Source organism: Marinactinospora endophytica (genome assembly GCF_054780875.1).
Window position 1 is genome coordinate 198,167 of record NZ_BAAGVM010000002.1, and the last position, 24,315, is coordinate 222,481.

Here is a 24,315-nt window from a genome sequence, read left to right on the forward strand (position 1 = left end):
AGTCAGAGGATGGAACACGAAGAGCCACGTGCCACACGTTCCTCTCCGGGAGAACCGGCCACGGAGAAGGTCATCGACGTGCGTGATCTGCGAATGAGTTACGGCCCCACAGAGGTACTGAAGGGAGTGGACTTCACCGCCCGGCGTGGTGAGGTGCTGGCCCTGCTCGGCCCCAACGGGGCGGGCAAGACCACGACGATCGAGATCCTCGAGGGCTTCCGGAACCGCTCCTCGGGCCGGGTCGAGGTCTTGGGGGCGGACCCGGCGAAGGGGGACGAACGGTGGCGGGCACGGCTGGGGATCGTGCTCCAGTCCTGGCGTGACCACGGGAGGTGGGAGGTCGGCCGGCTCCTGGCCCACTTCGCCCGGTTCTACGTCCCCTTCTCCGAGCCCGGCCGACCCCGGCCGTGGGACGTCGACGAGCTGATCAGGGAGGTGGGGCTGGAGGAACACGCGGGCAAACGGATCGCGGCGCTGTCGGGCGGGCAACGCCGTCGGCTGGACGTGGCGATCGGGATCGTGGGGCGTCCGGAGGTCCTGTTCCTGGACGAGCCGACGGCCGGGTTCGACCCGGAGGCGCGCCGGGACTTCCACGACCTGGTGCGCCGGCTGTCGGATCTCGAGGACACCACGGTCCTGTTGACCACCCATGATCTGGACGAGGCCGAGAAACTGGCGGACCGCATCCTGATCCTGGCCGACGGGCGTATCGTCGCCGACGGAAGCGCCAGCGAGCTCGCCGCCCGGATCCAGAGCAGGCAACGGGTGAGTTGGACCCGGGGCGGACGCCGTTTCACCGAGGCGGTCGACAACAGCACGACGTTCATCCGCGACCTCTTCGAGAGGTACGGGGACGAGGTGTCCGGAATCGAAGTGGACCGGGCGGACCTGGAAGAGGTCTACATCACGATGGTCAAACGCGACGGTCAGGACGCCTCCGCAGAGATCACTCCAGAGCCCGCGGAGGAGAACCGATGAACAACATCACCGTGAACGCCGTCCTCGCGGGAGCGTCCCGGGGCTGGGAGGAGTACCGGCAGTCCTTCTCCAACAGCCAGGACCTGTTCAACTACTTCGGGACGAGCGGTGTCTTCCTGGTGGTGGCCTTCCTCCTCCAGGACTCGACGGTCGAGGGGGCCGAGGTCTCGGTCGGGGCCATGATCATCGCCAGCGCCATCGGGTTCCTCGTCGCGATGGGCGGCATCATCACCGTCGCCCAGATCCTCGCGACCGAACGTGAGGACGGAACCCTGCTGCGGGCCAAGGCGCTGCCGAAGGGGATGGTGGGGTACTTCGTCGGCAAGGCCGTGCACGTCCTGCTGGTCACCGCCACCAACACCGCCATCGTCCTGTTCCCGCCCTTCCTCCTCATCGACGGTTTCGCGTTCGGCACGCAGGGGGACTGGTTCACCTTCGCCTGGGTGCTCCTTCTGGGGATCACCGCCACCGTGCCGATCGGCGCGGTTCTCGGTTCGCTGATCAAAAGCCCGCGCTCGACCATGGGGCTGCTGATGATCCCGGTCATGGGGCTGACCATGATCTCGGGGATCTTCTTCCAGTTCTCCGCGGTACACGAATGGGCGCAGTGGATCGCCCAGGTCTTCCCGCTGTACTGGGTCGGTCTGGGCATGCGTTCGGTCTTCCTGCCCGATGCGATGCTCGCCGTCGAGATCGGGGAGTCCTGGCGGCACCTGGAGACGGCCGGGGTGCTCGGTCTGTGGACGGTCGTCGGCCTCGTCGTGGCCCCGATCCTGTTGCGCCGGGCGGCGCAGCGGGAGTCGGGGTCGCGGATGGCCGAGGCCAGGGAGAAGGCCATGCAGAGCACCGTGTGACATCGGGCGGATGCCGGTCGCGGGCACCTCCACCGGCATCCGCCCACTCCACCCGCCATCGGGGTCCCGGTGCGCGGGAGTAACGAGAAGGCCGTACTGAAAGGAACCTTCGGATGGTGGAGACCGTCGTGACGGTCGTCGGAGTGATCGCTCTGGGGGCGTTCCTGTTCGTGCTCTTCATGGGCGTGCGCGGACGGGGAGGAGCCGGGGGCGTGGTCGTCGACGGTGACTCGGGACGCGGTGGAGCGGACGGCGGGGGCGATCACGGGGGTGGGGGCGGTGAGTGAGTAGACGCCACACCGCGGCCGGGGAGGGAGCACGCTGCTCCCTCCCCGGCCGCGGTGTGCCTCCCGTCGTCTAGCCTTGGGCCTCGTAGACGGACACGTGCCTGGTGGAACGGTGGTCGAACCGGTGTTCCTGCCAGTCCTCCCAGCGCTCCGTGAGGCGCAGCCCCGCGATGCGGGCCATCAGGTCCATCTCCGCGGGCCAGGCGTAACGGCTGATCTCCGGCGTCTTGTGCATCTCGCCGGAGCGCATCAGGATCTGCCCGATGGCCGCCATCTGGTTGACCCGGTCCACCTGGAGGCTGCACAACAGGATGGACTCCCGGTCCAGGTGCTGGATCGTGGTGTCCGTCCGATCCAGTGAGTGGAACCGGGTCGGTTCGTAGACGTCGATGATGACCTTCCCGTCCTCCGCGAGATGGCGCCGGGCGTTCTCCAGGCAGGCGATCTGGAGTTCCTGGGTCGGCAGCATGAAGAAGGTGTTGATGGCCAGGAGGACGACGTCGAACCGCCCGTCGCACCTGACCGTCGCGAAGTCGCCGAGGGAGGCGGTGACCGGTTGGCCGGTGATCTTCTCCGCCAGCCGGTCCAGCATCCGTTGAGAGGCGTCCACCCCGTGCACGGTGACGCCTCGTTCGGCGAGGGGGAGGGCGATCCGTCCCGTTCCTATCCCGAACTCCAGGACCGTCCCGTTGTCCCGGCAGCGCTTCTGCACGAAATCGACCGCGTGGTCGACTTCCGGCGTGGCCGGATAGACGAGGTCGTAGATGTCGGCGATGCCTTCGCCGTAGAGAGCCGGGTCGAGTTCCATGAGGGGCCTTCCTGGGCGGGTGAGGACCGGTCAGACAAGGTCGCGGCGGACGGTGGTGAAGGAGGCGATCAGGGAGAAGAGGAGCGCGTAACCGGTGAGGAGGGCCACCGCGGTTCCCATCGGAAGGACCTCCGCCGCTCCGAAACCGAAGTCGGCCCCGGTGTCGTACAGGGCCGTCGTCACCCCGCCGGGAGTCCACTTGCCGAACTCCTGGAGGCCGGGGACGGAGACCACGATGGTCTCCAGCAGGAAGGTCCACACGATGCCGGTCATGATGGCGCCGACCTGGTTGCGGATCAGCGCGCCCAGACCGATGCCGAGAAGGACGTAGAGCGTGATCGCGGCGACCACGCCGGCGGTCATACGCGGGATCTCGTTGGCGAAGGGGGAGAACTCCCCGCCGGCCGTCAGCGTCGCGGGAATGACGGCCGCCGCGGTGAGCGTCATGACGGCCGCGCCGAACAGCAGGCCGACCAGCAGACCGGTGACGAGCTTGGCGACGATGACGCGGCCCCGCACGGGAGTCACCAGGAAGGTGCTGTTGAAGGTGCGGTGGCGGTACTCGCTCGTCATCATGACGATTCCGAGGATCATGGTGAAGCTCGACGTCCCGCCACCGTAGATCCACGCCATCTGCTGGAACTCGACGGTGTCCCGCGCGGGCTGCCCCTCCATGCCGGCCAGGGCGATGGACAACGAGAGCCCCAGCCCCGTCCACGCCAGCACGACCAGGAGCATGATCCACCACAGGCGCGTACTGAAGAACTTGCGCAGTTCCGCTTTCACCAGGCCGGTCATGAGTGGGCACCCTCCGTGCGCGCGTCGGTCAGGTCCAGGAAGACGCGGTGGAGGTCGTACCGCTCCTCGCTGATCTCGGTCAGCACCACACGAGAGTTCAGGGCGAGCCGGCCCACCTCGTCGATGCTCATGCCCTTCACCCGCAAAACACCGTCGGGTCCCTCGGTCACCCGGGCACCGGCGCCCTCCAAGACGGGACGGAAATCCCCGAGGGCCCGTATCCGGATCTGCTGTTCTCCCCGGGTGAGGTCGGCGATGCTGCCGTGGCGGACCAGTCTGCCGCCGGCGATGATGATGGCGTTGTCCACGGTCTGCTCCACCTCGGCGAGGACGTGGCTGGAGACGAGAACCGCGGCGCCGAGCTCGTGGGCCCAGTGCCGGAGGAAGCCGCGCAACCACTCGATGCCCGCGGGGTCGAGGCCGTTGGCGGGTTCGTCGAGGATGAGGATCTTCGGTCGCCCGAGGAGCGCTCCGGCGAGGGCGAGACGCTGCCGCATTCCGAGAGAGAACCCCCCGACCCGCTTGTTCGCGGCGTGGGCGAGACCGACCTCGCCCAAGGCCTCATCGACCCTGGCCCGGGGAAGCCCGGCCGCCGCGCACATGATGGCCAGGTGGTCGCGGGCGCTCCGGGACGGATGGAAGCCGGTCGCCTCCAGTACCGCGCCGACCTCGGTGATCGGCTTGGGCAGATCGGCGTAACGGCGCCCGTTGACCAGGCATGTCCCACTGTCAGGGGCGACCAAACCGAGGAGGCAGCGCAGGGTGGTCGTCTTTCCGGCGCCGTTCGGGCCGAGGTAGCCGGTGATCGTACCGGCCTGCACGGTGAGGGACACGCCGTCGACGGCGGGTACGCCGCCGAACGACTTCCTCAGATCTGTTATCTCGATGGCAGTGGTCATCGCTTCCCTGTCGTTGTCGCTTCCGGGGGGCATGGCTGACGTGCGTGGCATGCCCCGCCGCGCTTTATCGGAGAAGGGGAACGCCCTGCGGGGCGGGGACGCTGGAAGGCTCTGGTACCGATGCGGGGAACCGGGCGGGGTCGACCTCTCCGGCCACCACCCCTTCCAACGGGATCGGACCGAACAGCTCGCGTCCGGCCGCGGCGACCTCGGCCACCGTGACGTCGCGCAACACGTCCGGCAGCTCCGCGAGCCAGGACGGGCTCCGCCCGGCGGAGACGGTCGCCCGCAGCACGTCCGCGGTGAGGGAGGGGGAGTCGAACGCCGACAGCATCTGCGCGGCGCAGAAGGAACGCGCCGCATCCACCTCGATCTCGTCCGGCGGCTCCTCCGACAGACGCCGTGCCTCCAACCGCACGTCGTTCAGCAGGACGTCCACGAGCTCGGGGGCGACCGTGGCACGGACGAACGCCCGTGACCGATCGAGAAGCACGTCCCGTCCCGCCGACGCCACGTACCCGGCCTCCCCACGCCGGGTGGCCCGGACGGCCAACCGGGAGCGGAAGTAACCACCGAAGACGGCGGTGGCGAGATAACGAGCGGCCTCCCCCGGCCCCGAGGTGGGCTCCGCCGCGCACAGAGTGGCGTGGACGATCCCCGACCCCGGCCGGGGCAGCGCGAACAGACCGCTGGGAGGGGGCGGGGGGAACGTCGCGGCGGGAGACGGGGCGGGCCACGGGGACAACGCGTTTCGCGCGGTCGCGAACACCGTCTCCGCGGTGCCGCCGCCGACCACGACGAGCAGGCCCCCCGGCGTGCGCGTGATCGAGCGGTGTAACGCCTCGATGGAATCCGGCCGGGTCCCCGCTCCCTCCTCCGGGCGCCCCGCCCAACGGGTCCGGATCAGGTCGTCGGCGAGGCGTTCCAGCGAGCGTGGCGCCGCGGGAGAGGGGGACGGCGGACCGAGGGGGGTCCCCTCCGCCGACAGCGCGGCGACGAGCACGGCCAGGGCGGGGCCGAGCTCCTGCCGGTAGGCGGTGCAGGCGGCGTCGATCCATTGGCCGTCGGTGGTGAGGGAGACGGAACGGTCCGGCGTTTCACCGTCTCGGACACGGCCGCGCAGGAGGTCCAGGAGGGCGTCGACCCCACCGGGATCGGTCCACCCGGACCGCCCCAGGGGGAGACGCAGCCGGATGTGGGCCAGTGGCGTGCGGTCGTCGGGCAGGGCGACGACCCGGACACCGCCGATGGTGGTGTCGCCCAGTCCGTCCAGGCGCGGCGTCCGGACGGGGCCCAGGGGAGGAAGCGGACGCGGCCCCGCCGGAGTGCGGCCGACCTCCTCGGCGCTGGTCCGGGAAGCGGTGGCGGCGGGAACGGCCGGGACCGATGGCCGGAGGCGCTGTGTCCCCGGCCGGATCGCCAGGACACCCGGGTGCGCGGCGGCCAGGGAGCGGGCGGCCGTGGCGACCTGTTCCGGACCGATCCTCCCGATCCGGTCGGGTAGCTCGTCGAGGAGTTCCGCCCTCCCGAACAGGATCTCCAGGCGTCCCAGGGCGCGGCTCCGCTCGCATATGTCACCGTAGCGTGTGTGGTGCTCGGCGATCAGGGAGCGTGTCGCGTCGGCGCCACCGGGGTCGGGCTCGTCCGCCCACCGCCGTAGCTGGTCGTGGACGGCGTCCACCATGCGCCGGGGGTCAAGACCGCCCGGCAGGGCCGCGCTGATGATCATGGTGTCGGGGTCGCGCGCGTCCAGGGCTCCGAAGAACCCGCAGCTGGTGGTGATCGCCGCCCTGCCGGACGCGTCCCGATGGCGGTCGGTCAGGACGCGGGCGAGGACCAGGTGGGCGAGGTAGCCCTCCAGGTCGGTTCCGGGATCGGGAAGCCGGTGGCCGATCGCCAACGCCGTCCCCGAAACACCGGGTTCGGAGCAGAACGTCCACCGGGTCTCGGTCAGGGGCGGTTCGGCCTGGTCCACCGCGGGGGGAACAGGGCGGGGCGCGATGTCGCCGAAGTGGCGTTCGACCAGTACCACCGCCTGCTCGGGGTCGAAACCGCCGGACAGCGTCAGGACCGCGTTGCCGGGCGCGTAGTGGGTCTGGAAGAAGTCCGCGCAGTCGTCCACCGTGATGCGGCGGAGCCGGTCGACGTCGCCGTATCCGTCGTGGGCGTTGGGGAAGGAGCGGTACACGGCACGGGGCAACAGAGGCCACGGGAAACCCCCGTAGGGGCGGGCCACGGTCGCCTGATGGATCTCCTCCCCGACCGCTGTGAGCTGCTCGGCGAGGTTGCGCGGGGTGAAACGAGGTGCCCTCATCCGGTCGGCCTCGCTGAACAGCGCCTGTTCGAGAGAGGCCGACGGCACGACCTGGTAGTAGTCGGTGTAGTCCTGGTGGGTGGTGCCGTTGACGACGCCGCCCACCCGGTGGACGTGATCGTGGAAACGGCCGTCCGGCAGGCTCTCGCTTCCCTGGAACATCAGGTGTTCGAAGAGGTGGGCGAACCCCTCCCGCCCCGGCGGCTCCGAACGGAATCCGACCCCGTAGTGCACGGTGATCCCCACCCTCGGGATCCGGGGGTCGGGTTCCAGGATCACCGTGAGTCCGTTGGCCAGTGTCATCCGGTGGGGCCGGGAGCGGTGCGGCTCCTTGGCGGTGGTCACGTTGTCTCCTGTCACAGGTCGATCAGGAATCCGAGGAAGTCCGCGTACCGCTGCACCTCGGGGGGCGTGCCGCCGACATAGGCGGTGAAGTCGTGGAGGTGCAGTGCGAGGCGGAGGGCGGCCAGGCGGTTCCAGGCGCTCTCCGGGGTCCGTCCGTACCCCTCGTAGAGGGCGTCCAGCAGGGCCTGCCACGCGGGCGCGGCTCCCCCGATCTGCCACTTGATCTCGATCAGCTCACCGGTGACCCAACCGAGGTCGAACGTCCAGGGGGCCAGGCACAGGTCCTCTCCGCTCAGGAGGACCGCGGGAGCCGAGACGCCGGGGACCAGCGCTCCCAGGCTGGGCGCGCCGTGCGCCACGACCCGGTCGGGATCGTGGAGCGCCTGCTCGTTCCAGGCGCACAGCCGGCTCCAGCGCTCGGCGCCGATCCGGTCGTGGACCAGGGCGGCGGCCTCCCCGGCGAAGCCGTGGACCGGGCGCCGGGACAGCCACGTGTCGAGCCGGGCCATGCCCCGGGGGATCCGGGGAAGGGGATGATCGGCCGGAGGCGTCACCGAGTGCACCGCGCGCAGGGCGTGGCCGACTCCCCTGAACAGGGGGACCAGATCCGTGTCCGGTCCGGCGCGTAGCAGCCGACCGGCGAGAGATTCCACCCCTTCTGTCCGGTAGATCCTGCTCGGTCCCTCCGCCCGGCCCACGGACACGGCCACGCTGTTCCCCGCGGTGGCCGCCTCCACGAGGGAACGGAGAACCGGATCGATCGGGGTGAAGGCGGAGTCCGCCAGCGGTCCCGGGGAACGCCGCCACAGGAATCCCGCCCCGGCCGGGCTGATCGAGGTCCTCAGGAGCCCCGTCCCGAACACCAGCCGCGGTCGCGTGTCGGCGGAGGAGGCCGCGGGTCGCGTCGTCATGCGGACGCCTCCGAAGCGGCCCCGCTGACGTCCGTCTCCTCCCGGGAGCCGGGGTCCCGGGCGTCGCGCAACCGCTCCAGAGCCTCCAGACAGTGCGGGAGCAGGGCGGGAGCCCAGGCGCCCGGACGTCCTGTCGTCACACTGATGCCGGGGCGTGGCGGCATGACGACGACATTGGGCCGGGCGGCGAGCGCCGAGCGGTGCGCCAGATAGGCGGGGCTGTCCACGCCACCAGGAGGAAGAGCGGGGGCCACGACGATGGGGGCCTTCGTGCACTGGGCGGCCAGGAGCGCGGGACTGTCGGCCAGGCCCAGCGCCAGGCGGGCCGTGAAGTGCAGGGTCGCCGGATAGACCAGGACGGCCTCGGCCCACTCGGCGAGTTCGACGTGCAGGGCCCGCGGATCGTCCTCCGGCCAGGTGTCGGGGATCACCTCCCCGTTGATCCGGCCGTGCAACGCGGTCGGGGTGACGAAGCGGCGGGCGCTCCTGGTGAGGGCGAGCATGATCTCCAGGTCGGGGTAGCAGGTGCGCAGCCAGGTCCCCCAGAACGGCAGGTCCGCGGTCGAGACCGAGCCGGTGGCGACGAGGAGGAGCCGGGACACCCCGAACTCGGGCACCCCGAGCAGCGCGGCCCGCTCCCCGGCCTCGGAACGGGGCGGTTCGGTCTCGCTCATCGCGTCACCTCGGTCAAGACCGTCTCCAGCTCCAGCAGCGACGTCTTCGCCCCGTACTGCCGGCAGACCCCGGAGACGTTGAGGACGATCTCGTCGGCGCCCGCCGCCCGGAACCCGTCCAGCCCCTCGGCCACGGTCGCCGGGTCGCCGAACAGGAAGGCGCCGCCCTTGATCAGGGCGCGCGCGCCGGAGAGCGGGTCCTCCGGGTCGATGGGGATGCCCGATCGGCGCAGCATGTCGACGTAGTGGGGCAGGGAGATGTGGCCCATGTTGCTGGTCAACGCCAAAGTGAGCCCATCGCGGCCCTCTCCGCTCAGGGCCAGGGGGACGATGGCGACGACCCGGGGGACGGGCCGGCCGGCCTTTGCCGCGCCCGCGCGCAGGGCGGGCATCAGCGTGTCGCGAAGGTAGGACGCCGGGGTCAGCCAGGTGATCGCCACGTCGGCGATCTCCCCGGCGAGCTCGGCCATACGCGGGCGTAGCACGCCGATGCCCACTTCGACCGGAGGGCTTGGGAGGGACGGTAGACCGTTCTCGCAGTGGAAGTACTCCCCGGCGAGGTTGACGACCTCACCGGAGACCAGCTTTTTGACGATCGTGGCGTATTCGCGTGTCGCCTGAAGCGGGCTCGCGTAGGGGCGGCCCAGAACGCTGGACTGGAACACCCGCGCACCCGGCCCGAAACCCGCCACCACCGGATGCCCGGTCGTCACGGCCAGGCTCTTGGCCTGGAGGGCCGCCTCCAGCGGATGCCGGAGCGGCATCAGGGTGACCCCGGTGCCCACCGGCACCCGGAATCCGGCGACCGCCGCAGCGGTGAACATCTGGTGTGGGTCGCTGACCGTCGCCTGCCCCTGCCACAGGCGACGAGCGGCGCTCCACTGCACCAGCGCCGCGTAGGGGAGGAGCTGTTCGGCTCTCAGCGGCACGACGGGCGCGAGAATCGAGTATTCGGTCATTGGCCACCCAATCGTTCAGACGAGTACGGATGAGGAGACACCCGTCGACCGCCCCCTGACGAGATCGGCGTACTCGGGGCAGCTCTTCAGCAGTTCTTCGTGGGTCCCCTCCGCGACGGTCCGGCCGTCTCCCAGCACGATCACGTGGTCGGCGTGCTGCACGGTGGAGATCCGGTGGGCCACGACGAGGAGGGCGCGATCCACCGCGAGGACGTCCACGGCGTTGCGGAGCCGCTGCTCGTTCACGCCGTCCAGCTGCGAGGTGGGTTCGTCCAGCAGCACCAGCCGGGCGTCGCTGAGCAGCGCCCGAGCCAGGGCCAGGCGTTGACGCTGGCCGCCGGACAGATCGTTCGCTCCGCCCAGGACCGTGTCCAAACCGTCCGGAAGGGCGCGGACCACGTCACCGAGTCCCACCGTGTCCAGGCAGTCCAGCAGCACCTCGTCGGAGGGAGGCGCCGTCAGACCGAGCGTCAGGTTGCCGCGGATGTCGTCACGCAGCAGGGTGAACCCCTGGTCCACGTAGGCGAGAAGGCCGCGTAGCTCCTCGGCGCTCAACGCCTCCTGGGGGCGACCGAACACGGTGATGAGCCCGGAGTCAGGCGTCATGAAGCGCTCGGTCAACCCGAGGACGGTGGTCTTCCCCGCCCCCGAGAGTCCGACCAGTGCCGTGAGCCCGCGTCGTGGAACGGTGAAGTCGACACCGCGCAGGACCGGGGCGTCGTCGTATCCGAAGGTCACGTCCTCGAAGCGCAGGGCCGGCGCGTCGGGGGAGGGGGTGGAGGGGGACACGCTCCTGCGCGCGGGGACCGAGGTCTGCTCGAAGGGGAGCGCGAACACGTCGTTGAAGCGTTTGCGCGCGACCATGCCCGCCTGGAGCGTGGCGATCCCCGACACCGCCATCATGAGAGGGGCGGCGAGTTGGAGCAGGTAGAGCAGGAAGGCGACGAAGGACGAGAGGGGAAGCTCACCGTCGACCAGCCGGGCGCCTCCGCCGATGATGACGCTCACGAGCGCGATCTGCTGTCCCAGGTTGATGATCGGGACCATCAGGCTCTCGACCCGTGCCGTGCCGATCTCCACGTCCGCGACGCGTTCGGCGTTTCGGGACAGGTCTCCCGCCACCGTCTGCTCGGCCCGGCACGCCTTGATGATCGGCAGCGCGTCCAAGGCCGCGACGAAGTCCTCGGAGAGACTGCCGATCTCGTTCTGCACCGCCTGGTATCTGCGCCGTAGGGAGACGATCACGGCCGCGATGATTCCGATCGCGACGGCGAACGCGGCCAGGGTGATGAGAAGCAGGACCCAGTCCAAGACGCACATGACCACGAGGGTGCCGAGCAGCGTGATAGCGGCCATGGGGAGCTGGATCGGGCCGATGTCGACCGCGTTCTTGAGCTGGGAGGCGTCGGCGGTCAACCGGGCGGCCAGGTTGCCGCTGCCCTCCCTGCGGGCGTCACGCAGGCTCACCCCCAGCGCGTGCCGCATGGTCCTGACACGGACCCGGTAGAGCATGCGGTGTCCCAGCTTCGCCAGGAGGTAGGAGGAGAGCGCACCCGAGATCGCGGTCGCGGCGCCCACGCCGATCATCGCCACCGCCCAGGACGAGAGCCCCTTCCCCTCCTGGAGAGCCGCGATGAGCGCGGCGGCCACCATGGGCAACGCCAAGGAGGCGATCGCCGACACGAGGGAGAGCAGGGCGATGACCACCATCGTGCCCTTCCCGCCCTGAAGCAGTTCCGGGAGGATCTTGAACTCCCGATGCGGGTCTTCCTGTTCCATGCGGGTCTCTCCTGCGGAATGTGTTCGTCGGCATCCGTGTCGGGCCCGGGTGAGGCGTCTGTGCGTCCTTCCGTCCGCCACGTCCGTCCCTGGGGGGCGGGCGCGGGCCGGGGAAGGCCGGACTCCGCGCCCGCGGACATCGCCGAACGGTCGCGCGCTGGTATCGACCGTTCGGTCAGGGAGTGGACGGCGTCCCCGGCAGGGCACGGGAACGCCGCCGTCATGGGGTTATCAGCAGCCGTCGATGACGGTCTGTCGGGTGAAGGCGTAGCTGACGGTGAACGCGCAGAAGGTCGTCGTCGCAGCGGGAGCCTCGGACTCGGAGGAAACGTTCATCGCGTCCGCGTCCGTCCAGGTCTGGTACCCGGAGATCAATTCCATGATCTCGTTGGACTTCTCCATGGCTCTTTTCCTTTTCGGTGATAGTGGGGGGTGAAAGGGGATTTTCGGGGGGGGGTCAGCAGCCGTTGACGACCGTGGCCGCCACGCCGCCGCTGAACGCCGCACAGGGGGCGGAGCTCACGGCGGAAGCGGCGTAGATGCAGGGAAGGGTGGTGATCGAAACCGTGGTGACGGTGATCGACGCGGGGGCGTCGGCGGCGGCGCTGATGTTCAGCTCGGCCACGTCGGTGTAGGCCCCGTAGCCCTCCATCAGTTCCATGATCGCCAGGTTCTTCTGCACTTTTCGCTCTTTTCTGTTGAGAGCCGACCTGGAAACAGGGAATGTGTATACCCACTCCCTGCAACCGTGTCGGTTTCAACTTTCGGCGAATTCCGCATCGCCGATGTTCCGAGCGGGTTCCGAAGCGCATATTCCGGCCTCGGTGAACTGTTGTCCGATCACCTCCTCCACCGGGAGTTCGTCGCGGACGGATTCCACCAGGGCCTGGGCGAGCACCCCGGCCCGGTGCTGGCCGAAGCTCAGTCCGCGCATGTGGGGACGGGGGTCCTCGGGCTCCCGGGCGATGGCGACACCGGGGCTGATCGGTACGGCGAAGACCGAGGTCCGTGTCCCGATGCCATCGACGCCGCGCAGCAGGGCGGGGATCCGCCGGGCGATGTGCGCGGAGTCGGGGCGCAGGTAGACCACCAGGCCATCGGAGCGGGGGAACAGCACGTCCGACGACAGCACCTTCGCCCGGTACGGCGTCTGGCTCTCCTCAAGGAGGCGCAGGACGTGTTCCCAGACGAGGAGGGCGGCCTCGGCCTTCTCCAGGTGGACGTACAGACGCAGGATCGGGCCGGCGGAGTGGACGGAACGTGTCCCGTCCACCAGGAAGAACCCGGGGGACAACGCGGCCCTGCACGGGGAGACCACCATGTCCACGACGGCTCCGACGGAGGCCCCCTCCGACCGGATCCGGTCGGCCGCGACCCTGATCCGTACCCCGTCGCGTTGCACGACGACCGTGCGCCCCGACGTCTCGGAGACCTCCGGGTCGCTGCACAGCACCACGCGCGTCACGGTCTCCCGATGGGGCACGCGCTCGGCGAGTTCCCGTTCGAGCCGTGGATCACGGATGTGGAAGGGGACCGCGTCCCCGGCAGTGGAACGTCCGGCGTGGAAGACCTCGTACAACGTCGTCGAGAGCTTGCGACGCAGGTCATGGTGGTCATCGGCCTCGATCTCCTGGCCGTCGACGACGGCACCGCGAAGATCGGGACGGATTCGGACCCGTTCGAGGGCCTGCAACAGGCGGGGGGAGAGCCGGCCGGTGTGGTCCGTGCCGCTCTTCCGCGGGGAAACGGTGACGGTCATGGCATCCTTCCCAGGCCGATCGCCGACGCGAACCGGTCAGGAGACAACAGGGCGGTCCGCCCGATCCCCGCGGCGGCGCGTTCGATACCGGAGAGTTTGGAGGTGCGGGAACTTCCGGCGAGCAGGCGATCGAGCAGGTGCCAACCGGCGAAGGCCGTCGCACGCTCGGCGAGCTCGCCGTCCACCGTCTCGCCACGGACACCGACGTATCCCCGCCAGAACTGCTCGATGTGCGGGCGAAGGCGTTCCAGGCTCGCGGCTCCCCGCTGGATGACCGTCTCGTGGGTCAGCTCGTCGGCGATCGGTTCGGCGCCGCCGCGCGTGGTCACGATGTCGAGGACCGAGCGGTACAGCCACTCGCCGGCGAAGCCGCCGACGTCCCGGGCGGGGTCCGCCAGCCGGAACTCCTCCCAGTCGGAGATGAGCACCGTGCCGTCGGCGACCAGGAGCTGGTCGACCCGGAAGTCGCAATGGGCGGGGACCTTGGGGGCCATCTGTTCTCGACGCCGGAGCCCGGCCACGGCACGGGCCAGTTCGGGGTCGCCCTGCATCAGCTGCCACGCCTGGAGCTCGCCGAAGCTGAGCTGGTCGAACATCACCGAGGGCAGTGCTTCGAGCAGTTCCACGGACGGCTGGATGGGGGGAGCCTCCGTGACCATCGTGTCCGCGGGAGGAGTGGCGGCGTGTACCAGACCGAGCGCCTCCCCCGTGAGTCTCGACAACTCCTCGCCGAACTCCTCGTCGACCATCAGTGACGCGCCGCTGACGGCGCCGTCGACGCCCTCGAAGACGACGATGCCCGCCTCGGGGTCACAGCCCAGGAGCTCGGGTACCCGGAGGCTTCCGGGGGGAAGGGAGGCCGCGAAGCGCTGGAAGGCCATGAGGCGCGCCATCCTGGAACGCACGTCCGGCTCGGCCCCGACGAGTCGTTTGACGAACACCTTCCGGACGGGGGTCTCGCCGACCCAGACCTGGTTACGCCCGGGAGGCGCGGACAGGGTGTCCCGATCCAACGGGCCGAGTCCGAGACGGACCAGCAGGGCCTCCACGGCGGGGACCCGATCGAGATCGGCGGGCGCATAAGGCGAGGTCCGTCCCTGATGACCCCCTTCGGCCGTGGCGGCCACCGCGGGTTCACCCATGGTCGCCCACGATCCCGGCCGAAGCCGATGAGGAGCGAGCGCACCCGCTCGGTGAGTTCTGTCGGACTGGCATGCCCGAACAGTAACCAGGCACCCCTCGGAGATACGGCAGTTAGAGGCGGCAGGGAAACGGCAGTTGACGGGCAGTTCCGCCGTTCGTATGACGAACGCTCCCGGTCTCGTCGGAGACCGGGAGCGTCACTTCGGAGAGGAGCGGCCCTCGCCGTCAGGCCGCCGCCGCGGCGCCCGCGGGGGAGACGCTCAACGCGTCCTTGGACTCGTCGAGGTCGACCACGACGGTGTCGCCCTCGTGCAGCTCACCCGACAACAGCGCCTTGGCCAACGGATCGCCGATCGACGACTGGACCAGCCTGCGCAGCGGGCGGGCACCGTACACCGGGTCGTAACCGGTGAGCGCGAGCCACTCGCGCGCCGCGGGGGTGACGTCCAGGCGCAGCCGGCGGTCGGCGAGGCGCCGCGCCAACCGGTCGACCTGGAGGTCGACGATCTTCGTCAGCTCCGTGGTGGACAGCGCGTCGAACATGATCACGTCGTCCAGCCGGTTGAGGAACTCCGGCTTGAAGGTGGAGCGGACCACGGTCATGACCCTGTCCTCACGGGCCTGCTCGTCCAGCGAGGGGTCCACCAGGAACTGCGACCCCAGGTTCGAGGTCAAGATGAGCAGCGTGTTGCGGAAGTCCACCTGGCGGCCCTGGCCGTCGGTCAGCCGGCCGTCGTCGAGGACCTGCAACAGCGTGTCGAAGACCTCGATGTGCGCCTTCTCGACCTCGTCGAGCAGCACGACCGTGTAGGGCCGGCGCCGCACCGCCTCGGTGAGCTGACCGCCCTCCTCGTAGCCGACATAGCCGGGAGGCGCGCCGACCAGCCGCGAGACCGAGTGCTTCTCGGAGTACTCGCTCATGTCGATGCGCACGATCGCGCGCTCATCGTCGAACAGGAACTCCGCCAGCGCCTTGGCCAGCTCGGTCTTGCCCACGCCGGTGGGGCCGAGGAACAGGAAGGAGCCGGTGGGGCGGTCGGGGTCGGAGATGCCGGCGCGGGCGCGGCGCACCGCGTCGGAGACCGCGCGCACGGCCTTGGACTGGCCGATGAGCCGCCGGCCCAGCTCCTCCTCCATGCGCAGCAGCTTGGAGGTCTCGCCCTCCAGCAGGCGCCCGACCGGGATGCCGGTCCAGGAGGACACGACGTCGGCGACGTCGTCCGCGCCGACCTCGTCCTTGACCATCGTGGCGCCGGCCTCGCGCTCGGCCTCGGCCTCGGCCGACGACGCCTCCTCCAGTTGCTTCTCCAGCTGGGGGATCTCGCCGTACATCAACCGCGAGGCGGCCTCGAAGTCCCCGTCGCGCTGGGCGCGTTCGGCCTGGCCGCGCAGGGCGTCCAGCCGCTCCTTGAGCTCACCCACCCGGTTCAGGCCGGCCTTCTCCTGCTCCCAACGGGCCACCAGGCCGTTGAGCTGCTCCTGCTTGTCGGCGAGGTCGGCGCGCAGGCGGTCCAGACGCTGCCGGCTGGCCGCGTCGGACTCCTTCTCCAGCGCCATCTCCTCCATCTTCAGGCGGTCCACGGCCCGCTGGAGCTCGTCGATCTCGACCGGGCGGGAGTCGATCTCCATGCGCAGCCGGGACGCGGCCTCGTCGATCAGGTCGATCGCCTTGTCCGGAAGGAACCGGGCGGTGATGTAGCGGTCGGACAGCGTCGCCGCCGCGACCAGCGCCTGGTCGGAGATCTGCACCTTGTGGTGGGCCTCGTAGCGGCCCTTCAGGCCGCGCAGGATCGCGATGGTGTCGGTGGCCGACGGCTCGCCCACGAACACCTGCTGGAAGCGGCGCTCCAGGGCGGGATCCTTCTCGATCCGCTCGCGGTACTCGTCCAGGGTGGTCGCGCCGACCATGCGCAGCTCGCCACGGGCCAGCATGGGCTTGAGCATGTTGCCGGCGTCCATCGCGCCCTCGGCCGCGCCGGCGCCGACCACGGTGTGCAGCTCGTCGATGAAGGTGATGACCTGGCCGTCGCTCTCCTTGATCTCGGTGAGCACGGCCTTCAGCCGCTCCTCGAACTCGCCCCGGTACTTCGCCCCCGCCACCATCGCGGGCAGGTCCAGCGAGATGAGGCGCTTGTCCCGCAGCGACTCGGGCACGTCACCGGCCACGATGCGCTGGGCGAGCCCTTCGACGACGGCGGTCTTGCCCACGCCGGGCTCGCCGATGAGGACCGGGTTGTTCTTGGTGCGCCGTGACAGGACCTGGACGACCCTGCGGATCTCGGAGTCGCGCCCGATGACGGGGTCGAGCCCGCCGGAGCGCGCCCGCGCGGTCAGGTCGACGCCGTACTTCTCCAGCGCCTGGTAGGTCTCCTCGGGGTTCTCCGACGTGACGCGGCCGTGTCCGCGCACACGCTCGAACGCCTCCAGGAGCGCCTCGGGGGACGCGCCGGCCCCGCGCAGGACCTGGCTCGCCTCGCCCCCGTCCGCGGCCAGCCCGACGAGCAGGTGCTCGGTGGAGACGTACTCGTCCTCCATCTGCTGGGCGCGCTGCGCCGCGGTGTTCAGCGAGATGATGAGCTGCCGGGAACTGGCCGGGGCGCTCACCGACGCGCCGGCGGCCTTCGGCAGGCCCGCGATGGCCTCCTCGACCCTGCGGTTCACCTCGTCGGGGTCGACCCCGACCTCCTTGAGCAGCGGCCGGATGATCCCCTCGCCCTGGGCGAGGAGGGCCGCCAGCAGGTGGACCGGCTCGACCTGCGGACTGCCGTCCGTGGTCGCGCGCCGGATCGCCGCCGAGACGGCCTCCTGGCTCTTACGGGTGAGTTTGTAATCCATGCCCTTGCCGCCCCCTTGCGAAAATCGCCATGACGTCGTCTGCACCCGGTACCCGGCCCGCCGCCCGGCCCGACGGGCGAGGCGGCCCTACTGCTCGGGAGGCCGGGTACCGGTTTCGAAGATCGTGACGCGGGTGCGCCGCACCGGCAGCAGCTCGCCGCCGGCGGGCCGGCCGGCGGTGCGCCTGGCCACGGCGTTGCGCGCCGCGTCGAGTTCGTTGCGCAGGTGGAACAGGTGCTCGTGGAGCTCGGCCACCTCGCGCTGGAGTTCGAGGATGCGTTTGATCCCGGCGAGGTTGATGCCCTCTTCCTGGGAGAGGCGCTGCACCTCGCGCAGCATCTGGATGTCCCGCATCGAATAGCGTCGGCCGCGACCGGCCGTACGGCCCGGCGAGACCAGGCCGAGACGGTCGTACTGTCGCAGCGTCTGTGGGTGTAGTCCCGACAGCTCGGCGGCCACGGAGATGACGTAGACCGGGCTGTCATCGCCGAAGAGCTGGTCGTTCATGGGTCTTACGCCCCCTTCGCCCGTGCTTCCAGACCGCTCCGCGGGTCCTCGCCGGAGGTCGCGGCGCGGAACTTCTCCAGGGCCTCTCGGGCCTCGCCGTTCAGGTTCTGCGGTACCGCGACCTCGACGGTGACGAGCAGGTCGCCCGTTGTCCCGTCGCGGCGCTGCGCCCCCTTGCCGCGCACGCGGAACGTGCGGCCGTTGGGGGTGCCCGGTGGGATCTTCACGGTGACCGGGAAGCCGTTGAGCGTCGGCACCCGGACGTCGGCGCCGAACACGGCCTCGGGGAAGGTCACCGGGACGGTGACGGTCAGGTTGTCCCCGCTCCTGCCGAACAGGGGGTGAGGTTGCACGTGCACCACCACATAGAGGTCGCCGGCCGGACCGCCGCGCTCACCCGGAGCGCCCTTGCCCTTGATCCTGATGCGCTGGCCGTCGGTGACGCCCGCGGGAATGCGGGCCTGGATCGTGCGGGTGCTCGTACCGCGGCCACTGCCGTTGCAGACGGGGCAGGGGTCGTCGACGACGAGTCCGCGTCCCTTGCACTGGCTGCAGGGCTCGGACAGCGAGAAGCCGCCCAGGTTCTTGTTCTCGTGTCCGGTGCCGGCGCACTTGGGGCACACCCGGGGCGTGGTCCCGGCCTTGGCCCCGGTGCCGTGACAGGTGCCGCAGGCGGCCTCGCTGGTGAGCTTGAACGAACGGGTCACGCCGTTGGCGGCCTCGCTGAAGGACAGCCGGGTCTCGGTCTCGACGTCGGCGCCGCGCCGGGCCTGAGAGGTCGAGCGGCCGCCACGGTTGCCGAACAGGCCCCCGAAGAGGTCGCTGAGCCGTTCGCCGCCGCCCCCCGCGGTCTGACCGAACAGGTCGCCCAGGTTGAAGTCCCCGGCGCCGCCGGCACCGCCCGGCCGGTAGGCGCCGCCGAACAGCGAACGGGCCTCGTCGTACTCCTTGCGCCGGGTCTCGTCGGACAGGACGTTGTAGGCCTCGGAGATCTCCTTGAACTTCTCCTCGGCGGTGCTGTCGCCCTTGTTCGCGTCCGGGTGGTACTGCCGGGCGAGCTTGCGGTAGGACTGCTTGATCTCGTCCTTGGTGGCCGTCTTTGAGACTCCGAGGACCTTGTAATAGTCCTTCTCCAGGTAGTCCTTCGTGCTCATCGACGTGTGCCTTCTCCCGTTTCGCTGCGCTCAGGGTCGATTATCGGACCGGTGCGGACCGCCCCGGGCGCCGTCGCCGGCACCCGGGGCGGAACCTGTCACTTCTGTTCTTGGTCGGTGCCGGTCTCGGGGGCCTCGCCCCCGGAGGCGGCTTCGGGTCCGGCCTGGTCCGCCGGGGTGTCCGCCGCCTCGGCGGCGGGCTCCTCGGTGGGACCGGCCACGACCACGCGGGCCGGCCGCAGCACCCGCTCGCCGACGAGGTAGCCCGGCTGGAACACCTCGATCACCGTCGGAACGCTCACCTCGGGCGAGGGCACCAGGGTCAGGGCCTCGTGGACGTTGGGGTCGAACTCGTCGCCCTTCTCGCCGTACTTCTTCAGCCCCAGCTTGGTGACCAGCGACTCCAGCGACTCGCCGACCGACTTGAAGCCACCGGTCAGCTCGTTGTGCTCGCGGGCCCGGCCGATGTCGTCCAGCACCGGCAACAGCTCGCTCATCACCTGAGCGGTGGCCTGCTCGCGGACCGCGATCCGGTCGCGGTCCACGCGCTTGCGGTAGTTGGCGTACTCGGCCTGGAGCCGCTTGAGGTCGTTGGTGCGCTCCTCCAGCTGCGCGCGCAACTCCGCGATCTCCGCGCCGTCGGCGGAGGGGGCGGCCTCCTCGGCCGTCTCCTGCGCCGGGGAGTCCGGAGAGGGCTCCGCGGCCCCCTCCGGGGTGCGCAGCTCACCGGTCTCCGGATCGATGCGCCGTTTGTCGCGGATCACCGGCCCCTGCTGTTCGCGGCCGTTGTCGTTGTCCGGCAGCGCCATTTGCTGCGCCTCCTCTTCAGCGTCGTGGTCAGGCGGTGCCGTTGCGCTTGCCGTTGTCCTCGTCGACGATCTCGGCGTCGACGACGTCGGCGTCGTCGGCGTTGGCCTGGGCGCCGGCGTCGGTGGACGCGCCGCCCTGCTGGCCCTGGCTGTAGATGGCGGACCCGATCTTCTGGCTGGCCAGCGCGACCTTCTCGCTCGCCGAGCGGATGGCCTCGATGTCGGAGCCCTCCAGCGCCTTCTTCAGCTCGCCGACAGCGCTCTCGGTCTCGGTCTTCACATCCGCCGGGATCTTGTCCTCGTTGTCCTTGATGACCTTCTCGGTCTGGTAGACGAGGGACTCGGCGTTGTTGCGGACCTCGGCCTCCTCGCGGCGCTTGCGGTCCTCCTCGGCGTACTGCTCGGCCTCGCGGACCATCTTGTCGATGTCGTCCTTCTGCAGGCCGGAGCCGCCGGTGATCTGGACCGACTGCTCCTTACCGGTGCCGAGGTCCTTCGCGGTGACGTTCACGATGCCGTTGGCGTCGATGTCGAAGGTCACCTCGATCTGCGGGACGCCGCGCGGCGCCGGGGGCAGGCCGGTGAGGTCGAAGACGCCCAGCTTCTTGTTGTACTGGGCGATCTCGCGCTCGCCCTGGTAGACCTGGATCTGCACGGAGGGCTGGTTGTCCTCGGCGGTCGTGAAGATCTCCGAGCGCTTGGTCGGGATCGTCGTGTTGCGCTCGATGAGCTTGGTGAACACACCGCCCTTGGTCTCGATGCCCAGCGACAGCGGGGTGACGTCCAGCAGCAGGACGTCCTTGACCTCGCCCTTGAGCACACCGGCCTGGAGGGACGCGCCGATGGCGACGACCTCGTCGGGGTTGACGCCCTTGTTGGGCTCCTTGCCGCCGGTGAGGCTCTTGACCAGGTCGACGACCGCGGGCATACGGGTCGAACCGCCGACCAGCACGACGTGGTCGATCTTGTCCACGGTGATCCCGGCGTCCTTGATGACCTGGTGGAACGGCGCCTTGGTGCGCTCGAGCAGGTCGGCGGTCAGCCGCTGGAACTCCGCGCGGGTGAGCTTCTCGTCGAGGTGCAGCGGGCCCTCGGCGGAGGCGGTGATGTAGGGCAGGTTGATGGAGGACTCGCTGGAGCTGGACAGCTCGATCTTGGTCTTCTCCGCGGCCTCGCGCAGACGCTGGAGCGCCATCTTGTCCTTGGACAGGTCGACGCCGTTGCTGTTCTTGAAGCGCTCGACCAGCCAGTCGACGATGGCCTGGTCCCAGTCGTCACCACCGAGGTGGTTGTCGCCGTTGGTGGCCTTGACCTCGACCACGCCGTCGCCGACCTCCAACAGGGAGACGTCGAAGGTGCCGCCACCGAGGTCGTAGACCAGGATGGTGGCCTCCTCCTCCTTCTCCAGGTGGTAGGCCAGGGCCGCGGACGTGGGCTCGTTGATGATGCGCAGGACGTTGAGGCCGGCGATCTTGCCGGCGTCCTTGGTGGCCTGGCGCTGGGCGTCGCTGAAGTAGGCCGGGACCGTGATGACGGCGTCGGTGACCTCTTCGCCCAGGTAGGCCTCGGCGTCCCTCTTCAGCTTCTGCAGGACGAAGGCGCTGATCTGCTGCGGGTTGAAGGACTTGCCGTCGATCTCGACGGACCAGTCCGTGCCGATGTGGCGCTTGACCGACCGGATGGTCCGGTCGACGTTGGTGACCGCCTGGCGCTTGGCCACCTCGCCGACGAGCACTTCACCGTTCTTCGCGAAGGCCACGACGGACGGGGTGGTCCGGGCGCCTTCGGCGTTGGCGATGACCGTGGGCTCGCCGCCCTCCAGGACCGAGACGACCGAGTTCGTCGTTCCCAGGTCGATGCCGACCGCACGTGCCATGAGTACGTCCTCCGTCAAGGTTGAGTCTTACAGGCGCAGTATTTCTTCTGGGCCACTCGGCTGTCAAATCACTTGAGCCGAGCGGACTCAAGTCTGTGTGCATACGGTCCAACGCGGGGATCCCCGTCCTTGTTCCCGGGGGCGCGGATTTCTCACTGGAGGGACGGCGGGCCCGGGGATATCCCCGGGAAAGCCTTGACCCGTCTCAGGGGTGAAAGGTGGGCAGGTGGGGGTGAGGGTGGAGTGGGGTGAGGTGGTGTCGCGGGGGGAGTGTGGGGCTCATTAACGTAGGTGGGGGCACCGACCGTGCGGTCGGAATGTGGTGCGGGGGTTCACCGCTCTCGGCTACTCGCTAGTAACATTGCTTGACCCCGGCGCGCGGAGCGCCGGAACCGACGCAGCAGGATGGGAGGCCGCGGGGCGTGGACGCTGTGAAATGGGGCCTGGTGATCTTCACCTTGGCCATATCAGCGGCCGGCTGGGGCATGTTCGTGTACGCGGTGGCGCAGATCGTGCGTCACGTGCGGCTCGGCAAACCCGCGCCGGACCGTTTCGGTCCCTTCTGGCCGCGGTTGAAGACCATGCTGGTCGAGACCGTCGGTCACACCCGAATGCTCAAGTGGAGCGTCATCGGGGTGGCGCACTGGTGGGTGGCCTTCGGCTTCCTGCTGCTGGTGCCGACGCTGGCCCAGGCCTACGGTCAGCTCTTCGACCCGGAGTTCGTGCTCCCGATCATCGGGCACTTCGCCCCCTTCGAGTTCATCGTCGAACTGTTCTCGTGGGCCACGTTGATCGCCATCGTGGTGCTGATCGCGATCCGCCAGATCAGTCACCCGCGCAGGCTCGGCCGGGCCTCCCGGTTCGAGGGGTCCAACTTCCCCCGGGCCTACTTCGTCGAGTTCGTCATCGTGGCGATCCCGGTGCTGGTCCTGCTCCTGCGGGGCATGGAGGGCGCCCTCCAGGGCGTGGACTCCTACAACCTCCACTACGCGCTCAGCTATCCGCTGGTGCTGGCGTTCTCCGGAGCCCCGACCGCCGCGCTGGAGACGGGCATCCTCGTCGCCGCGGCCCTGAAGATCATCATCTCGATGACGTGGATGATCGTCCTGGCGCGCAACCTCACCATGGGCGTCGCCTGGCACCGCTTCGCCGCCTTCTTCAACATCTACTTCAAACGCAACGCCGACGGCTCGCCCGCGCTGGGCCCGGCCAAGCAGATGCTGAACAAGGACGGCCAGCCCCTGGACTTCGAGGAGGCCGACCCCGACGAGGACCCGTTCGGCGTCGGTAAGATCGAGGACTTCACCTGGAAGGGCCTGCTCGACTTCACGACCTGCACCGAGTGCGGTCGCTGCCAGTCGCAGTGCCCGGCGTGGAACACCGGCAAGCCGTTGTCGCCGAAGAAGCTGGTCATGGACCTGCGTGACCACGCCTACGCCAAGGCGCCCTACCTCATGCAGGGCATCACCGAGGAGACGCCCGACATCCACGACGACGTCCTCGCCCTGCTCGGCAAGCCCCTCGTGGGCACCGAGGAGGAGGGGGGCGTGATCCACCCCGACGTGCTGTGGTCCTGCACCAACTGCGGCGCCTGTGTCGAGCAGTGCCCGGTGGACATCGAGCACATCGACCACATCCTCGACATGCGCCGCTACCAGGTCATGATCGAGTCGAGCTTCCCCTCCGAGGCGAGCACCCTCCTGAAGAACCTGGAGAACAAGGGCAACCCCTGGGGGATGAGCGAGCAGAAGCGCCTCGACTGGGTCGAGGAGCTCGACTTCGAGGTCCCGGTGGTCGAGGACAAGCTCCCCGAGGGGACCGAGTACCTGTTCTGGGTGGGCTGCGCCGGAGCGCTGGAGGACCGGGCGAAGAAGACCACGAAGGCGATCGCCGAGCTGCTGCACATGGCCGGCGTCAAGTTCGCGGTGCTCGGTGGCATGGAGGCGTGCAGCGGCGACCCGGCCCGCCGGCTGGGCATGGAGTTCGTCTTCCAGATGCTGGCCCAGCAGAACGTCGAGACGCTCAACGAGGTCGGCGCCACCAAGATCGTGGCGAGCTGCCCGCACTGCTTCAACACGTTGGGCAACGAGTACCCGCAGCTCGGCGGCGACTACGACGTCGTTCACCACAGCCAGCTCCTGGCCCTCCTGGTCGAGGAGGGCCGGCTCACCCCGGTCCAGCCGATCGAGGAGAACATCACCTACCACGACCCGTGCTTCCTGGGCCGCCACAACAAGGTCTACACGCCGCCCCGCGAGATCATGGCGCAGGTGCCCGGCATCAAGACCGTCGAGATGCACCGGCACAAGGAACGGGGCTTCTGCTGTGGCGCCGGCGGCGCGCGGATGTGGATGGAGGAGCGCATCGGCAAGCGCATCAACACCGAGCGCGTGGACGAGGCGCTGACGACCAACCCCGACACCGTCTCCACCGCCTGCCCCTTCTGCCAGGTCATGCTCGGTGACGCGATCAACGAGAAGAAGTCGAAGGGCGAGGCGAAGGAGACGCTGGAGGTCGTCGACGTCTCCCAGCTGCTGCTCCGTTCGGTCAAGGGGGAGTCCCCCGCCGCGGGCGAACCCGTGCGGGAGAACGCCTGACGCCTTTACCGGCCGGCACACGACGAGGC

The 24,315-nt window shown here is 69.6% G+C and carries 21 protein-coding genes; 4 read left to right on the forward strand and 17 right to left on the reverse strand.

Annotated elements, in window-relative coordinates:
• The first annotated feature begins 9 nt into the window (after nucleotides 1-9).
• The 3 genes from ACYVHU_RS04790 to ACYVHU_RS04800 all read left to right on the forward strand — a co-directional run bounded on the left by ACYVHU_RS04790 (nucleotide 10) and on the right by ACYVHU_RS04800 (nucleotide 2,119).
• Nucleotides 10-978, forward strand: coding sequence for an ABC transporter ATP-binding protein (locus tag ACYVHU_RS04790; protein ID WP_078760733.1), 969 nt, complete (start codon nucleotides 10-12; stop codon nucleotides 976-978).
• Complete coding sequence (locus ACYVHU_RS04795) at nucleotides 975-1,832, forward strand: ABC transporter permease (protein WP_078760732.1); 858 nt, start codon at nucleotides 975-977, stop codon at nucleotides 1,830-1,832. Before ACYVHU_RS04790 ends, ACYVHU_RS04795 begins: the two co-directional genes overlap by 4 nt.
• 113 nt (nucleotides 1,833-1,945) lie before the next feature.
• Nucleotides 1,946-2,119, forward strand: a complete 174-nt coding sequence (locus tag ACYVHU_RS04800; RefSeq protein WP_159457222.1) for a hypothetical protein — start codon at nucleotides 1,946-1,948, stop codon at nucleotides 2,117-2,119.
• Between the two features lie 70 nt (nucleotides 2,120-2,189).
• Here ACYVHU_RS04800 and ACYVHU_RS04805 read toward each other — a convergent pair whose 3' ends face one another.
• The 17 genes from ACYVHU_RS04805 to dnaK all read right to left on the reverse strand — a co-directional run bounded on the left by ACYVHU_RS04805 (nucleotide 2,190) and on the right by dnaK (nucleotide 21,689).
• Nucleotides 2,190-2,927, reverse strand: coding sequence for a class I SAM-dependent methyltransferase (locus ACYVHU_RS04805; protein ID WP_498947624.1), 738 nt, complete (start codon nucleotides 2,925-2,927; stop codon nucleotides 2,190-2,192).
• A 30-nt stretch (nucleotides 2,928-2,957) separates the two neighbouring features.
• Nucleotides 2,958-3,725 carry an ABC transporter permease gene (locus ACYVHU_RS04810; protein ID WP_078760730.1) on the reverse strand — a complete coding sequence of 256 codons (768 nt, stop codon included), beginning with the start codon at nucleotides 3,723-3,725 and terminating at the stop codon, nucleotides 2,958-2,960.
• Nucleotides 3,722-4,624, reverse strand: coding sequence for an ABC transporter ATP-binding protein (locus ACYVHU_RS04815; protein ID WP_235000808.1), 903 nt, complete (start codon nucleotides 4,622-4,624; stop codon nucleotides 3,722-3,724). The genes ACYVHU_RS04810 and ACYVHU_RS04815 overlap by 4 nt, the downstream gene beginning before the upstream one ends.
• Before the next feature lie 64 nt (nucleotides 4,625-4,688).
• Nucleotides 4,689-7,283 carry a M16 family metallopeptidase gene (locus tag ACYVHU_RS04820; protein WP_498947627.1) on the reverse strand — a complete coding sequence of 865 codons (2,595 nt, stop codon included), beginning with the start codon at nucleotides 7,281-7,283 and terminating at the stop codon, nucleotides 4,689-4,691.
• Between the two features lie 11 nt (nucleotides 7,284-7,294).
• Nucleotides 7,295-8,194, reverse strand: a complete 900-nt coding sequence (locus ACYVHU_RS04825; protein WP_498947629.1) for a hypothetical protein — start codon at nucleotides 8,192-8,194, stop codon at nucleotides 7,295-7,297.
• Entirely contained in the window at nucleotides 8,191-8,868 is a 678-nt protein-coding gene (locus tag ACYVHU_RS04830) for a flavoprotein (RefSeq protein ID WP_078760728.1), read from the reverse strand. Before ACYVHU_RS04830 ends, ACYVHU_RS04825 begins: the two co-directional genes overlap by 4 nt.
• Complete coding sequence (locus ACYVHU_RS04835; RefSeq protein ID WP_498947631.1) at nucleotides 8,865-9,827, reverse strand: LLM class oxidoreductase; 963 nt, start codon at nucleotides 9,825-9,827, stop codon at nucleotides 8,865-8,867. The genes ACYVHU_RS04830 and ACYVHU_RS04835 overlap by 4 nt, the downstream gene beginning before the upstream one ends.
• Nucleotides 9,828-9,842: 15 nt before the next feature.
• Nucleotides 9,843-11,606 carry an ABC transporter ATP-binding protein gene (locus tag ACYVHU_RS04840; protein WP_078760726.1) on the reverse strand — a complete coding sequence of 588 codons (1,764 nt, stop codon included), beginning with the start codon at nucleotides 11,604-11,606 and terminating at the stop codon, nucleotides 9,843-9,845.
• A 231-nt stretch (nucleotides 11,607-11,837) separates the two neighbouring features.
• Nucleotides 11,838-12,008 (reverse strand): LxmA leader domain family RiPP, encoded by a 171-nt coding sequence (locus tag ACYVHU_RS04845; protein WP_159457221.1) that lies wholly within the window; start codon nucleotides 12,006-12,008, stop codon nucleotides 11,838-11,840.
• 55 nt (nucleotides 12,009-12,063) lie between these two features.
• Nucleotides 12,064-12,288 carry an LxmA leader domain family RiPP gene (locus tag ACYVHU_RS04850; RefSeq protein WP_078760725.1) on the reverse strand — a complete coding sequence of 75 codons (225 nt, stop codon included), beginning with the start codon at nucleotides 12,286-12,288 and terminating at the stop codon, nucleotides 12,064-12,066.
• Between the two features lie 75 nt (nucleotides 12,289-12,363).
• A complete protein-coding gene (locus ACYVHU_RS04855; protein WP_078760724.1) occupies nucleotides 12,364-13,365 on the reverse strand; it encodes a T3SS effector HopA1 family protein in 1,002 nt (333 codons plus the stop codon).
• Nucleotides 13,362-14,507, reverse strand: a complete 1,146-nt coding sequence (gene lxmK / locus ACYVHU_RS04860) for a class V lanthionine synthetase subunit LxmK (protein ID WP_498947635.1) — start codon at nucleotides 14,505-14,507, stop codon at nucleotides 13,362-13,364. The genes ACYVHU_RS04855 and lxmK overlap by 4 nt, the downstream gene beginning before the upstream one ends.
• Before the next feature lie 226 nt (nucleotides 14,508-14,733).
• Nucleotides 14,734-17,343: an ATP-dependent chaperone ClpB gene (gene clpB / locus ACYVHU_RS04865; RefSeq protein ID WP_078760722.1), complete on the reverse strand. Its 2,610-nt coding sequence runs from the start codon at nucleotides 17,341-17,343 to the stop codon at nucleotides 14,734-14,736.
• 87 nt (nucleotides 17,344-17,430) lie between these two features.
• Nucleotides 17,431-17,850: a heat shock protein transcriptional repressor HspR gene (locus ACYVHU_RS04870; RefSeq protein ID WP_078760721.1), complete on the reverse strand. Its 420-nt coding sequence runs from the start codon at nucleotides 17,848-17,850 to the stop codon at nucleotides 17,431-17,433.
• Nucleotides 17,851-17,855: 5 nt separating this feature from the next.
• Nucleotides 17,856-19,004, reverse strand: coding sequence for a molecular chaperone DnaJ (dnaJ, locus tag ACYVHU_RS04875; protein WP_078760720.1), 1,149 nt, complete (start codon nucleotides 19,002-19,004; stop codon nucleotides 17,856-17,858).
• Nucleotides 19,005-19,102: 98 nt separating this feature from the next.
• Nucleotides 19,103-19,813: a nucleotide exchange factor GrpE gene (gene grpE / locus ACYVHU_RS04880; protein WP_078760719.1), complete on the reverse strand. Its 711-nt coding sequence runs from the start codon at nucleotides 19,811-19,813 to the stop codon at nucleotides 19,103-19,105.
• Between the two features lie 28 nt (nucleotides 19,814-19,841).
• Nucleotides 19,842-21,689, reverse strand: coding sequence for a molecular chaperone DnaK (gene dnaK, locus ACYVHU_RS04885; RefSeq protein WP_078760718.1), 1,848 nt, complete (start codon nucleotides 21,687-21,689; stop codon nucleotides 19,842-19,844).
• 485 nt (nucleotides 21,690-22,174) lie between these two features.
• Here dnaK and ACYVHU_RS04890 point away from each other — a divergent pair, with 485 nt between their 5' ends.
• Complete coding sequence (locus ACYVHU_RS04890; protein ID WP_498947834.1) at nucleotides 22,175-24,286, forward strand: (Fe-S)-binding protein; 2,112 nt, start codon at nucleotides 22,175-22,177, stop codon at nucleotides 24,284-24,286.
• Nucleotides 24,287-24,315: the final 29 nt, after the last annotated feature.